The sequence below is a fragment of the Azospirillum sp. UENF 112521 genome (assembly GCF_058780665.1).
Genome location: NZ_JBSNCI010000003.1, coordinates 547,863 through 561,831 on the forward strand (window position 1 = coordinate 547,863; position 13,969 = coordinate 561,831).

Here is a 13,969-nt window from a genome sequence, read left to right on the forward strand (position 1 = left end):
TGGCAGGACGATTTGACCACCCTCCTCGATGGTGTGCGGCCGGTCGGTCGGCGGTTCGTGCCCTGGGTTGCGCAGTCTCGGCATGATCTCGCGCTGCTCGCGAGACGCGACTCATACAATCAGCTTATCCCATTGTCGCATTCCGCTTTTCCCTGGCCTGTGCTCAGATCGGGCGTGCCTTGCGCAACCCAAGGGAGGAAAAATCATGAAACGGAACAGCCTGATCGCCATCCTGCTGCTGTGCGCGGGATCGTTCGCCTCGACGGCGCAGGCCCAGACGGCCCAGACGCTGAAGTTCTGGAATCTGACCACGGAAACCATCACCGAGCTGAAGCTCGCCGAACCCGGCACGAACAAGTGGGGCAAGAACCAGACGCTGAACGACAAGGACAAGACGGTCGAGGCCGATGAGCGGCTGAAGCTCAGCGACGTCAAGCCGGGAACCTGGGATGTCAGAATGAAGGACAAGAAGGGCCGCACCTGCGTCCTGCGCAATGTCGCCCTGTCGGGGACCGAGGCCTATGCCTTCTCGATCAGCGAAGACGATGTGAAGACATGCGCCCGCAAATGATCGGCTGCCATCCCTGACCTGCGGACGGCACCGGGACGCTGCCGGACCGGACAGCCGACGGGAAGCGTCGGTGCCGATCCGGCTTTCGCTGACGTGACGGTGCCGGCTCCTGCGAACGGCTCCGTCCGTCCGTTCAGTCCGCGTCCTCGAACGCGAAGGTCTCGGTCTCGTCGTCGTAGGTGAACAGCTCGGCATAGCGTGCCCAGCTGGTGACGGCCTTCAGCGTCTCCTCGGCATAGCCCTCGCTCATGAAGGGAGTCAGTTCGGCCAGGATGCGGCTGCTCGGCACGTGCTTCGTCGCCGGTTCCTTCAACAGGCCGTGGATGTGGGCCGCCAGTGGCACGTAGCAAATCAGATGCTCCGCGAACAGCCGCTTGCGGTCATCCAGGCCGGACTCGGCGAACAGCCGGCCGGGCTCGGTCAGGTGGATGTCGCCCTCCGCCACCTCGGCCAGTCCCAGCATCTGCAACGTCTCGGCAATCGGGAACAGGTCGTCGATCTCATGCTGGAGGGATGCTGCCAGATGGGGCAGGTCGGCCTTGCCATGGTAGGCCGGCGAGGCCAGCGTCTCCAGCAGGCCGGCCAGCAGGTTGGTCGACACATGCTCCAGCGGCACCGCATGGGCCGGCGGCTGCTTCGCCGCCGGGGACGACGCCACCAGCGGCTTGCGCGCGGTCATCCGGCCATAGATGTCGTCCACCATGGCGCGGAACTGCGGGTCCAGGCGGTTGCGCGGGTGGGGGATGTCCACCCGGATCTCCGCCGCCACCCGGCCGGGGTTGGAGGAGAAGACCAGGATGCGGTCGCACATCAGCACCGCCTCCTCGATGTTGTGGGTCACCATCAGGATCGATTTGATCGGCAGCCGCCGCTCCATCCACAGGTCGAGCAGGTCGGTGCGCAGAGTCTCCGCCGTCAGCACGTCCAGTGCGGAGAAGGGCTCGTCCATCAGCAGGATTTCCGGATGGACCACCAGCGCGCGGGCGAACCCCACCCGCTGGCGCATGCCGCCGGACAGCTCCTTGGGATAGGCGGATTCGAAGCCGGACAGGCCGATCAGGTCGATGGCCTCCTCGGTCCGCGCCTCCGCCTCGCGGGCCGGCACGCCCTTGGCCTTCAGGCCGGCCATGACATTCTCCCAGACCGTCAGCCAGGGAAACAGCGCGAAGGTCTGGAAGACCATCGCCACCCCGTCGGTCGGGCCTGCGACCGGTTCGCCATGATGGCGGACGGAGCCGCCGGTCGGCTTGACCAACCCGGCGACGATGCGCAGCAGCGTCGACTTGCCGGAGCCGGAGCGGCCGAGCAGCCCGACGATCTCGCCGTCGCGCAAGGTCAGGTCGACGTTGTCGAGCACGACGTAATCCTGCCCCGACGGCTTGGCATAGGCCTGACGGACGCCGCTCAGTTCGAAGATGGTGGTGTTGCGGGTGTTCAGCATGGCGGGGTCCTCCTCAGGCGAGGCGCAGGCGGTGCTCGGCGAACGCATAGAGCGGACGCCACAGCAGACGGTTGAACAGGATGACGAACAGCGACATGACGGCGATGCCCAGCACGATGCGCGGGTAGTCCCCGGCTTCGGTGGCCTGGGCGATGTAGCTGCCCAAGCCATGGGCGGTCAGCCGGGTGTCGCCCCAGTTCACCGCCTCCGCCACGATGCTGGCGTTCCACGACCCGCCGGACGCGGTGACTGCCCCGGTGACATAGTAGGGGAAGACGCCCGGCAGCATGACGTCGCGCCACCATTGCCAGCCACGGATGCGGAAATTGGCCGCTGCCTCCTTCAGGTCGCCGGGAAAGGCGGTGGCCCCGGCGATGACGTTGAACAGGATGTACCATTGGGTGCCGAGGATCATCAGCGGGCTGAGCCAGGCATCCGGGTTCAGGTCGAAGCGGACGATGGCGACCACCGCCACCGGGAACAGCAGGTTGGCCGGGAAGGCGGCGAGGAACTGGGCGGCCGGCTGGACCTTCTCCGCCAGCCGTGGCCGCAGCCCGATCAGCACGCCCAGCGGCACCCAGACCAGCGTCGCCACCGCGATCAGCACGATCACCCGCAGCAGCGTGGCGCCGCCGAGCAGAAGCACGGTGCCGACATCGCCCCAGTCCACGCCGGATGAGACGAAGGCGATCATCGACCAGCCGGCCCACAGGCCCGCCACCGCCAGCAGCAGATACCAGAGGATATCGATGGCCCGCGCCGGCACCCGGTCGAGCATGCCGCCGACCGCCCGAAGGCCGCCTGCCGCACCGCGGCTCGCCCCACCCGCCGGCAGGCGCAGCCAGACCAGCCAGCCGAACAGGCGGTTGAGCGGCGCGAAGAGGGCGCGGAAGAAGCGGGTGCGCTGGAACAGGGTGAGCAGCCAGGACTCCGGGACCTCCTGCGCCCCGGTCAGTTCGACCCGGAACTTGTCGGCCCAGGCGACCAGCGGGCGGAACAGCAGCTGGTCATAGGCCAGGATGACCAGCAGCATCGCCAGCACCGCCCAACCGACGGCGTCCAGGCGCTGCCCGTCGATGGCCTTGGCGAGGTAGGAGCCAATACCCGGCAGGGTGATGGTGTGGTCGCCGACGGTGATCGCCTCCGACGCGACGACGAAGAACCAGCCGCCGGACATCGACATCATCATGTTCCACACCAAGCCAGGGGCGGCATAGGGCGCCTCCAGCGTCCAGAAGCGCTGCCAGCCGGAAAAGCCGAAGCCGGTCGCCGCCTCGTCCAGGTCGCGCGGGACGGTGCGCAGCGACTGGTAGAAGCTGAAGGCCATGTTCCAGGCCTGGCTGGTGAAGATGGCGAAGATCGCCGCGCATTCGGCTCCCAGCACGCTGCCCGGGAAAAGCCCCAGGAAGAAGACGACGGTAAAGGAGATGTATCCCAGCACCGGCACCGATTGCAGCACGTCCAGCACCGGGATCAGCAGCATGCCGGCCCGCCGGCTCTTGGCCGCCAGCGTGGCATAGGTGAAGGTGAACAGCAGCGAGGCTGCCATCGCCGCCAGCATCCGCAGGGTCGAGCGCAGGGCGTATTCCGGCAGCATCCAGGGGTCCAGCGTGACCGGCACCTCCTCGACGCTGTTCAGAGGCAGGGCCATCTGATGGCCGCCGATGGCGAGCAGCGCCAGCAAGCCGATGACCAGCGGCAGGGCGACAACGTCCCACCGGTTCGGCGCGGCGTCGACCGCCTTCACCGAAACATTCGTGTTGATCCAGACCATGACAATCCATCCTGCGGTCCCGTCGCGGGACCGGCCGGCAAGGAAAACGGTAGCGGCGCGGCAGAGGCGCCGATGCGGATTTTCAGGAGGAGTGGCGTGGGGTCAGCGACTTGGCGGGCGCAGATCGCCCGTCACGGAGAAGCACCGGCACCCGTCGGGGCGGCGGTGCATGGAAACCGGGATGGTGAGGAGCTTCACCATGGTCCACCTCTGATCGGCCCGAAGACGACGGGCCGCGGGTGGACCCCTTCAAGAGGTCAGCCCGCGAACGGCGTCGTCAGGGGAATGTGAGTAGATCGACTACTGGGGCTGTCCATCTCTTGCCTTTTCGATCCGGCCGCCGGCCCGGCGGGCAGGGCGGACAAGAACGATCATGCGGTGACGATGCCGCCCCTCTACTCCCCTGGCCGGCCAAGGTCAAGAGCGGGAATCGGCTTGCGATCGGCCTTCATCAAATCGTCATGAAGCCCTGTGCCGGCGGCAACCTCAGGGCGATCTGCGCGGCCAGCGCACCCGCCTCAATCCGGCGCGCGCAGCCGGTATCCGACGCCTGTCTCGGTCAGGATGTGGTGGGGTCGCTCGGGATCGGGCTCGATCTTCTGCCGCAACTGGCGGATGTAAATCCGTAGGTACTGGATGTCGGTTTCACCACCCCACACCTCCTTGAGGATGAAGCGGTGGGTCAACACCTTGCCGGCATGCGCCACCAGAATCCGCAGCAGGTCGTATTCGCGCGGCGACAGCTTCACATCCTCGCCGCGCACGGTGACGATGCGCCGCACCAGATCGACCGTCAGGTCGCCGCTGCGGAACAGCGGCCGTTCCCCCTGCTGTTGCAGCTTGTGGCGCATGGCCGTGCGGATGCGGGCCAGCAACTCCTCCACCCCGAACGGCTTGGTCACATAATCGTCGGCCCCGAGATCGAGCGCCTCGACCTTTCCGGCCTCGTCGACCCGGCTGGACAGCACGATGATCGGCAGGGTCACGCCGCTGCCGCGCAGGCGCCGGATGACCTCCAGCCCGTCGATGCCCGGCAGCCCGAGATCGAGGACCAGCAGATCGGGGGAGCGCCGCCGCACCTCCTCCAGCGCTTTCGTTCCGTCCTCTGCCTCGACGATGTCGTACCCCTGGGCCGTCAGGCTGGTGCGCAGAAAGCGCCGGATCGGCGGCTCGTCGTCGACGACGAGCACGCGAAGCGGGATGGAGTCCGATTTCATGCTGCGGCTTCCTCTTCATATCCGGACAGGTCGGCGGCCTTGGGGAGGGTCAGGGTGAAGACGGCGCCGCTCCGGTCGCGGCGGTTGCCGGCCGTGACCGTCCCGCCCATCGCCTCGACGAAGCCCCGGCAGATCGCCAGACCCAGCCCGGTGCCGGCGCGCTGCCGGTCCTGGGCATGGACACGGTAGAACTTGTCGAAGATGCGCTCCACATCCTCGGGCGGAATGCCGCCGCCCTCGTCCTGCACCTCGATGCGGACGAGGGAGCCGTCCTGCCGTCCGCGCACCGTGATCGTCGACCCGACCGGCGCATATTTACCGGCGTTGTCGAGCAGGTTGAAGAGCGCCTGCTCGATCAGCACGGCGTCGATGTCCACCATCGGCAGGCCGGCGGCAAGATCGACCTCGACCCGATGGCCGGCGAGGATGCGGGCCCCCCGCTCCAGCGCGCTGCCGACCACTTCGGACAAATCGACCGCACCGGTGCGCGGCCGGATGGCCCCGGATTCCAGCCGCGTCATGTCCAGCAGGTTGGCGATGAAGCGGTTGAGCCGTTCCGCCTCCTCTTGGATGGTCGCCGCGAGGTCGCGCCGGTCCTCCTCGTCCATCATCGGTCCATAGCCGACGAGGCTGGTCGCCGAGCCCAGGATGGAGGCCAGCGGCGTGCGCAGATCGTGCGAGATCGAGGTGAGCAGGGCCGAGCGCAGCCGCTCGGTCTCGGCCGCCAGCTTGCTGCGGTCGACATCCTCGGCAAGCGTCACCCGCTCGATCGCCAGGGCGGCCTGATCGATCAGCGCGTCGAGAAGCCGGCGCTCGTCCGGCGTCAGGTAACCGCCGGTCCGCCCCTTTCCGCCGCCGGTGTCGATGCCGACCACCCCGACGACGCCCCGCCCGGTGCGCATCGGCAGGAACAGCCACTTGGCGCCGGGCAGCGTGTCGGCACCCTTGCCGGTCGGCCGGTTGTTTTCCCAAGCCCAGACAGCTGCCGCAAGATCCGCGTCCTCGATGACGTCCTCCGGCGGATAGCCGGCCCTGACCGCGACGCTGCCTTTTCCCGAGGCTTCGCCAGGACGATCCTCGGGCAGCAGCAGGACGACATGGACCTTCAGCATGGCGGCGATCTGATAGGCGGTGGCCCACAGCAAATCGTCCATGGTCACCACGCCGGCCAGCTTGCGGCTGAACTGGTAGAGGTCTTCGGTCGTCTTGGCGCGGAGCCGCGCGGTCACCGCCTGAGCGCGGACACGGGCGGTCAGGTTGCTGGCGATCACCGAGACGACGGCGAAGACCAGCAAGGCGACGATGTTCTCCGGATCGGAAATGGTGAAGGTGTAGAGCGGCGGCAGGAAGAAATAGTTGAAGGCAAGGACGCTGATCACGCTGGCATAGAGCGACGGCGCCAGCCCGCCGGTGACGGCGCTCGCCAGCACGGCGGTCAGGAAGACCAGCGCCATGTTGTTGAGGGCCAGCACCCGATGCAGCACATGCCCGGCGCCCAGCGCCGCCGCGACATAGCCCGTGCTGGCGACGTAGGGCCACCATGCGAAGGCGCGCGGCCGGGCTGCTTCCGTCCTGATCGTCTTGGCTGGAAGCGTGGCGCCGGAGCTGGCGGCGATGACATGCACGCTGATGTCGCCCGCCCGGCGGATCAGGCTGTGCGCCACGGAGCCGTGCAGCAGCTCCGACCAGCGCGGCCGGGTGGATTTGGCGATGACGATGTGCGTGACGTTGTTGGCCAGCGCATAATCGACGACGGTGTCGGCGACATCGCTGCCGGGCACGGTGACCGCCTCGCCGCCCAGCCGCTCCACCAGACGCAGCGTGTCGGCGATGCGGTCGCGGTCGGCCTCGCTCAGGCGCAGCGCCCGGCTGGTTTCGACATGGATGGCGCCCCAGCGGGCGCGCAGCCGCTCGGCCTGACGGCGGGCGTAACGCACCAGGGCGCCGCCGCTGGCGTCCTCGTTGATGCAGACCAGCAGCCGCTCGCCGGCGGCCCAGGGGCCGGAGATGGCGTGCGCCTGCATGTGGGTCAGCAACTGTTCGTCGACGCGGTCGGCGGTGCGTCGCAACGCCAGTTCGCGGAGCGCCGTCAGGTTTCCGGGCGAGAAATAATGCCGGATCGCCCGCTCGGCCGTGCGCGGGACATAGACCTTGCCCTGCTGGAGACGCTGGATCAGGTCGTCGGGCGCGATGTCGATGACCTCGATGTCGTCGGCCCTGTCGAGGATCGAGTCCGGCACCGTCTCGCGGACGCGGACACGGGTGATCTTGGCGACGACGTCGTTCAGGCTCTCTACATGCTGGATGTTCAAGGTGGTGTAGACGTCGATGCCGGCGGCCAGCAGTTCCTCGACATCGAGATACCGCTTCGGATGGCGGCCGCCGTCGGCGTTGGTGTGGGCCAGCTCGTCGACCAGCACGATCTTCGGGCGGCGGGCGAGGATGGCGTCCACATCCATCTCGGTCAGGACATGGCCCTTGTGCTCGATCCTGCGGCGCGGAACGATTTCCAACCCGGCGACCAGCGCTTCCGTCTCGCGCCGGCCGTGGGTCTCCACCACCCCGACGACGATGTCGACGCCATCGCGGCGCTTGGCCTGGGCGGTTTGCAGCATCTCGAAGGTCTTGCCGACGCCGGGGGCGGCACCAAGAAGATCTTGAGCCGTCCCTGCGCCTCCTTCGCCGCCTGGCGCAGCAGCGCGTCGGGAGATGGCCGGCCGGCGCGGTCGCCCTGAATGCGGTCGCCCTGTTCGTCGGTCATGGCATCGTCCCTTTACGCTCCCCCAACCCCGACTTCAAGCCCGGCTATGGATTACTCCGCCGGCCGTTGCGGAGGATAGCCGATTCCGACAGCCCCGTTGCACAGCAACGGCCGGCTATTTGCCTCCTGCTGTTTTGCCGGCCGCCCGATCCAGCGCGAGGTTGAGCGCCAGGACATTGACGGTCGGCTCGCCCAGGAAACCGAGCGGGCGCGGTTCGGTGGTATCGGCAACCAGCTTGCGCACGGCATCTTCCGAAAGGCCGCGGGCCTTGGCGATGCGCGGCACCTGGAAGTCGGCGGCGCCCGGCGACAGGTCGGGGTCGAGGCCGCTGCCCGAGGTGGTCACCAGCTCCACCGGGACCGGGGCGCCGGGGTTTTCCGTCTTCAGCTTTTCGGCGTCGGCCTGCACGCGGTCGACCAGCGCCTTGCTCGTCGGGCCGAGGTTGGATCCCATCGAATTCGCCGCGTTGTAGGGAGCCGGCACGGTCTTGGCCGGATCGGCGGGGTCGGCGCCGGTGGTGGCCGACGGGCGGGGATGGAAATAGCCTTCGCCGGTGAAATCCTGTCCGATCAGGCTGGAGCCGACGATGGTCCCGTTCCGTTCGATCAGGCTGCCGTTGGCCTGGTGCGGAAACAGGACTTGTGCGGCACCGGTGACGGCGAGCGGGTAGGCGAGCCCGGTGATCGCCGTCAGTGCGACGGTCATCACCAGGGCGGGACGCAGATCCTTCAACATGACAGGCTCCTCACACAAGGCCGGCGGCGGTGACGATCAGGTCGATCGCCTTGATGCCGGCGAAGGGCACCACGAGGCCGCCAAGGCCATAGATCAGCAGGTTGCGGCGCAGCAGCGAGGCGGCACCGACGGCGCGGTAGCGCACGCCGCGCAGGGCCAGCGGGATCAGCGCCACGATGATCAGCGCGTTGAAGATGATCGCCGACAGGATGGCGCTCTCCGGGCTGTGAAGCCCCATCACGTTCAGCGCCTGGAGCTGCGGGTAGAAGGCGAGGAACATCGCCGGGATGATGGCGAAATACTTCGCCACGTCGTTGGCGATGGAAAAGGTGGTGAGCGCGCCGCGGGTCATCAGCAGCTGCTTGCCGATCTCGACGATCTCGATCAGCTTGGTCGGGTCGCTGTCCAGATCGACCATGTTGCCGGCCTCGCGCGCCGCCACGGTGCCGGTGTTCATCGCCACCCCGACATCGGCCTGGGCCAGCGCCGGCGCGTCGTTGGTGCCGTCGCCGCACATGGCGACCAGCTTGCCCTTCGCCTGCTCGTCGCGGATCAGCTGCAGCTTGGCCTCCGGTGTCGCCTGGGCAAGGAAGTCGTCCACCCCGGCCTCGGCGGCGATGGCGGCGGCGGTCATCGGGTTGTCGCCGGTGATCATCACCGTGCGGATGCCCATCTGGCGCAGGGCGGCGAAGCGTTCGCGGATGCCGCCCTTGACGATGTCCTTCAGGTGGATGATGCCGAGCAGCCGGCCGTCGCGCGCCACCGCCAGCGGCGTGCCGCCGGCCTTGGCCACCCGTTCCGCGATGGCGAGGATCTCGCGCTCCGCCGGGCCGGCGGCCGGGTGCAGCGCGGTGACGCCGCGGCCGCCGGCCACGGCGACGCGCTGCGCCCCGTTGACGTGGGCCAGCACCGCGTCCACCGCCCCCTTGCGGATCACCGTGCCGTCGGTGTCGATGCCGCTGATGCGGGTCTGGGCGGTGAAGGGGACGAAATAGGCGTGCATCTCCTCCATCCTGCGGGCGCGGATGCCGTAGTCCTCCTTGGCGAGCACGACAATGGACCGGCCTTCCGGCGTCTCGTCGGCCAGCGAGGCGAGTTGGGCGGCGTCGGCCAGCTCCTCCTCGCCGACGCCGGCGACCGGCAGGAACTCGGCGGCCTGACGGTTGCCCAGCGTGATGGTGCCGGTCTTGTCGAGCAGCAGCGTGTCGACGTCGCCTGCCGCCTCCACCGCGCGGCCGGACATGGCGAGCACGTTGAAGCGCACCAGACGGTCCATGCCGGCGATGCCGATGGCCGACAAGAGCGCGCCGATGGTGGTCGGGATCAGCGTGACGAACAGCGCCACCAGCACCAGCACGCCGACCGACCCGCCGGCATAGGCGGCGAAGCTGGGGATCGTCGCCACCGCGATGACGAAGACGATGGTCAGCCCGGCCAGCAGGATGTTCAGTGCGATCTCGTTGGGGGTCTTCTGGCGCTGGGCGCCCTCCACCAGCGAGATCATGCGGTCGAGGAAGGTCGAGCCGGGGGCGGCGGTGATGCGGACCTTGATCTGGTCGGACAGGACCTGCGTCCCGCCGGTGACCGCCGACCGGTCGCCGCCGCTCTCGCGGATGACGGGGGCGGATTCGCCGGTGATGGCAGCCTCGTTGACCGAGGCGACGCCCTCCACCACCTCGCCGTCGGACGGGATGATGTCGCCGGCCTCGACCAACACGAGGTCGCCGGGCTTGAGCGCAGTGGCGGGTACTGTGCGGACGGTGCCGTTCTCCAGCTTCTTGGCGCTGGTCTCGGTGCGGGTCTTGCGCAGGCTGGCGGCCTGGGCCTTGCCGCGCCCCTCGGCCACCGCCTCGGCGAAGTTGGCGAAGATCAGCGTGAACCACAGCCAGACGACGATCTGGACGGCGAAGCCGGACACTCCGGCACCGGTGACGGCATCGCGCAGGACCAGCAGGGTGGTGAGCGCGGCCACCACCTCGACGCAGAACATCACCGGGTTGCGGATCATCTGGCGCGGGGAAAGCTTGGCGATGGAGCCGCCGATGGCCGGCACCAGGATGGCGGGGTCCAGCAGGGTGCTGGCGGAGGAGCGGCCCGACCGTTTGCTTTTGGCATGCATGGGAGCGTTCCCGATCAGAAGAGGGTGCCGGCGGTCATCGCCAGATGCTCGACCACCGGGCCGAGGGCGAGAGCCGGGAAGAAAGTGAGGCCGCCGACGATCAGGATGACGCCGACCAGCAGCCCGACGAACAGCCCGTCATGGGTGGGGAAGGTGCCGGCCGAAACGGGGGCGCGGGCCTTGGACGCCAGGGAGCCGGCGATCGCCATCATCGGCACGATGACCAGGAAGCGGCCCACCAGCATGGCGATGGCCAGCGTGACGTTGTACCAGGGCGTGTTGCCGGTCAGCCCGCCGAACGCGCTGCCGTTGTTGGCGGCACCCGAGACATAGGCGTAGAGCGCTTCGGAGAAGCCGTGCGGCCCGGCATTTGCCATCGACGCGGTGCCGGTGTCGAGCACCACCGCGACGGCTGTGAAGCCCAGCATCATCAGGGGCAGGCAGAGGATGGCGAGCATGGTCATCTTGACCTCCTTCGCCTCCAGCTTCTTGCCGAGATATTCCGGCGTGCGGCCGACCATCAGGCCGGCGACGAACAGCGCCACGATGGCGAACAGCAGCATGCCGTAGAGGCCGGCGCCGACGCCGCCGACGATGATCTCGCCCAGCATCATGTTGATCATCGGCACCATGCCGCCCAGCGGCATAAAGCTGTCATGCATGGCGTTGACCGCACCGCAGGAGGCGGCGGTTGTGACGGTGGCGAACAGCGCTGTCGCGGCGATGCCGAAGCGGGTCTCCTTACCCTCCATGTTGCCGGCGCTGCCGTCGATCCCGAAGGCGGCGAAGGCCGGGTTGCCCTGGGCCTCGGCCCAATAGGCGACGCAGACGCCGGCGGCGAACAGCAGCCCCATGGCGGCGAGGATGGCCCAGCCCTGGCGCTCGTCGCCGACCATGCGGCCGAACAGGTTGGTCAGCCCGGCGCCCAGCGCGAAGATGCACAGCATCTCGACCAGATTGGTCAGGGCGTTGGGATTCTCGAAGGGATGGGCGGAGTTTGCGTTGAAGAAGCCGCCGCCGTTGGTCCCCAGCATCTTGATCGCCTCCTGCGAGGCGACGGGGCCGAGCGAGATGGTCTGCTTCGCACCCTCCAGCGTGGTGGCATCGACGGCGCCCGCCAGCGTTTGCGGCACGCCCTGCCAGACCAGGAACAGCGCGCAGACGACGCACAGCGGCAGCAGGACATAGAGGGTGGCGCGGGTCAGATCGACCCAGAAATTGCCCACCGTGCGGGCCGAGGTGCGGGCGAAGCCTCGAACCAGAGCCACCGCCAGCGCGATGCCGGTGGCGGCCGAGACGTAGTTGTGGAAGGTCAGCCCGGCCATCTGTACCAGATGGCCCATGGTGGTCTCGCCGCCGTAATTCTGCCAGTTGGTGTTGGTGGTGAAACTGGCCGCGGTGTTGAAGGCGAGGTCGGCCGGCACCGCCGCCATGTCTTGCGGATTCAGCGGCAGGACCGGCTGGAGGCGTTGCAGGGCATAGAGCAGAACCATGCCGGCGGCGCTGAACAGCAGCATCGACACGGCGTAGGTTACCCAATGCTGCTCGGTGCGTTCATCGACGCCGGCCAGACGGTAGAGGCCGCGCTCGACGGGGCCGAGGATGGGGGAGAGCAGCGTGCGCTCGCCGGTGAAGACGCGCGTCATGAAGCCGCCCAGGGGCCGCGTCATCGCGACGACCAGGGCGAGGAAGACCAGGATCTGGATCCAGCCGTTGACGGTCATGGGATGGATCTCCTCAGAACCGTTCGGGGCGGATCAGGGCATAGACCAGATAGACCAGCAGTCCGGCGGTCACGAGGCCGGCCAGGGCATAATCGAGGGACATGGCGCCGCTCCCCTCACAGCCGGTCGCAGGCATGGACATAGGCGACCGCCGCGGCGAAAAAGCCGACGGTGAGCGCAAGAAACAGCAGGTCGAGCATCGTTTGGGTCTCCGGAATTGCGTCCCCCACGCCGTCATGGTGGCGGGGGAGGTCCGACCCTGTGAGGGTGCGCCGGAGCCGCGTATAGATTCGATGGGGGACGGCAGGGCCGGAAAATATAGGGTTCATATATACGGCGGGCCGTCCGGGCATCCGCGCGATCGTCTCAGCCGGTCAGGCCCCGATCCACAAGGCCAGCATTTGCAGCGCGAATGCGATCAGCAGGAAGGCGGCGATGGTGATCGCCGCCTCGCCCAGCACCGCGTGCGGGGAGGGGAAAGCTCCATCCGACGTGTCGTCCGATGCCCGCAGGTCGCAGTCCTCCATGCGCGCCGGGGCAGGCATGGTCCGGTCGAGCAGCCCGAGAGGCGATTTTCCTTGCATGACAGCCTCACAGTTTACGGGCGGCCAATGGCCGCTATCCCACTGAGAAGAGGGCTGCGGGGCATATAAATGCGATGGGGCGCGTGATGCCTGAGAAATATACGGCCGCTATACGCGCCCCCGGTCCGGGCTGTCGGCTGTGCAGTAACGGTCAGGTGGGGCGATGCCCGTTCGGATCGGAGGTCGCCCCGGCTCCGTCATCAGCGTCCCGACGCAGCCCGTGCCAGGCCGGCATAGTGGCGCACGTCGAAGGCGATGAACTCCACCTCGGCGTCGGTCACGTCGCGCAGATGCCTGGCCGGGCTTCCGGCCCAAAGCTGGCGAGCGGGGACGCGCTTGCGCGGGGTCAGCACAGCACCGGCCGCCAGCATGGCGCCGCTTTCCACGACCGCGCCGTCCAGCACGATTGCGCCGATGCCGACCAGACAGCCGTCCTCCAGCGTACAGCCATGCATCCGCACGCCATGGCCGATCACCACGTCGGCACCGATGATGGTCGGATACTCGTTCAGCATGACATGGATGATGGTGCCGTCCTGGATGTTGGTGCGCGGCCCCACCGTGATGCTGTGGTCGTCGCCGCGAAGGACGCAGCCGTACCAGACGCTGGCCTCCGCCCCGATGGTGACGTCGCCGACCACCACCGCGCCGGGAGCGATGTAGGCGTCGGCCGCGATGCGCGGCCATACTCCCTTGACGGGCCGGATGATGGCGCCGGGGTGTCGGGCGAGCAGGGCGTCTCCGGTTTCAAAAGCCCCGGTTTCGGAGGTCGTTTCGGTTGCGCTCTCGGTGGTCATTGGTTCTTGTCCTTTTTGGCCCTGCAGGGTCTTGGTTCCGGTCGGGAAGCAGCCGGTCGATGTCGGCCCGAGTGTAGCCCAGTCCGGCCGGCAGCGTCGCGCTCTGCGCGGTTCCAGCCTCCGACCGCCGGCTGCCCGTCTTTCTCCCGCGGAACGAGGAGAATCTTGCAAATGAGAATCAGTATCATTATCAAGGTTGGAGCTGCGTGAACCGTGTCGGGGGCGTCGGCGCTTTGGCAGGCACA

11 protein-coding genes are annotated in these 13,969 nt (G+C 68.0%); 1 reads left to right on the plus strand and 10 read right to left on the minus strand.

The features are described from left to right. The first annotated feature begins 205 nt into the window (after positions 1–205). Positions 206–571 carry a hypothetical protein gene (locus ACWPN8_RS18220; RefSeq protein WP_109448124.1) on the plus strand — a complete coding sequence of 122 codons (366 nt, stop codon included), beginning with the start codon at positions 206–208 and terminating at the stop codon, positions 569–571. Between the two features lie 133 nt (positions 572–704). Here ACWPN8_RS18220 and ACWPN8_RS18225 read toward each other — a convergent pair whose 3' ends face one another. The 10 genes from ACWPN8_RS18225 to ACWPN8_RS18270 all read right to left on the minus strand — a co-directional run bounded on the left by ACWPN8_RS18225 (position 705) and on the right by ACWPN8_RS18270 (position 13,724). Beyond that, entirely contained in the window at positions 705–2,012 is a 1,308-nt protein-coding gene (locus ACWPN8_RS18225) for an ABC transporter ATP-binding protein (protein ID WP_492241717.1), read from the minus strand. 13 nt (positions 2,013–2,025) lie between these two features. After that, positions 2,026–3,786 carry an ABC transporter permease gene (locus ACWPN8_RS18230; RefSeq protein WP_492241718.1) on the minus strand — a complete coding sequence of 587 codons (1,761 nt, stop codon included), beginning with the start codon at positions 3,784–3,786 and terminating at the stop codon, positions 2,026–2,028. 518 nt (positions 3,787–4,304) lie between these two features. After that, on the minus strand, positions 4,305–5,003 hold the full coding sequence (locus tag ACWPN8_RS18235) for a response regulator (RefSeq protein WP_109448118.1): 699 nt from the start codon (positions 5,001–5,003) through the stop codon (positions 4,305–4,307). Then, positions 5,000–7,618 (minus strand): DUF4118 domain-containing protein, encoded by a 2,619-nt coding sequence (locus tag ACWPN8_RS18240; RefSeq protein ID WP_492241719.1) that lies wholly within the window; start codon positions 7,616–7,618, stop codon positions 5,000–5,002. Before ACWPN8_RS18240 ends, ACWPN8_RS18235 begins: the two co-directional genes overlap by 4 nt. Positions 7,619–7,879: 261 nt before the next feature. Continuing rightward, positions 7,880–8,500: a K(+)-transporting ATPase subunit C gene (locus tag ACWPN8_RS18245; protein ID WP_109448114.1), complete on the minus strand. Its 621-nt coding sequence runs from the start codon at positions 8,498–8,500 to the stop codon at positions 7,880–7,882. 10 nt (positions 8,501–8,510) lie between these two features. Continuing rightward, complete coding sequence (gene kdpB, locus ACWPN8_RS18250; RefSeq protein ID WP_109448112.1) at positions 8,511–10,619, minus strand: potassium-transporting ATPase subunit KdpB; 2,109 nt, start codon at positions 10,617–10,619, stop codon at positions 8,511–8,513. Between the two features lie 14 nt (positions 10,620–10,633). Continuing rightward, entirely contained in the window at positions 10,634–12,343 is a 1,710-nt protein-coding gene (gene kdpA, locus ACWPN8_RS18255; RefSeq protein ID WP_109448110.1) for a potassium-transporting ATPase subunit KdpA, read from the minus strand. A 13-nt stretch (positions 12,344–12,356) separates the two neighbouring features. Continuing rightward, on the minus strand, positions 12,357–12,446 hold the full coding sequence (locus ACWPN8_RS18260) for a K(+)-transporting ATPase subunit F (RefSeq protein WP_109448108.1): 90 nt from the start codon (positions 12,444–12,446) through the stop codon (positions 12,357–12,359). A gap of 271 nt (positions 12,447–12,717) precedes the next feature. Next, entirely contained in the window at positions 12,718–12,927 is a 210-nt protein-coding gene (locus ACWPN8_RS18265) for a hypothetical protein (protein ID WP_109448106.1), read from the minus strand. Between the two features lie 200 nt (positions 12,928–13,127). Further along, positions 13,128–13,724: a gamma carbonic anhydrase family protein gene (locus ACWPN8_RS18270; protein WP_109448104.1), complete on the minus strand. Its 597-nt coding sequence runs from the start codon at positions 13,722–13,724 to the stop codon at positions 13,128–13,130. Between the last annotated feature and the right edge of the window lie 245 nt (positions 13,725–13,969).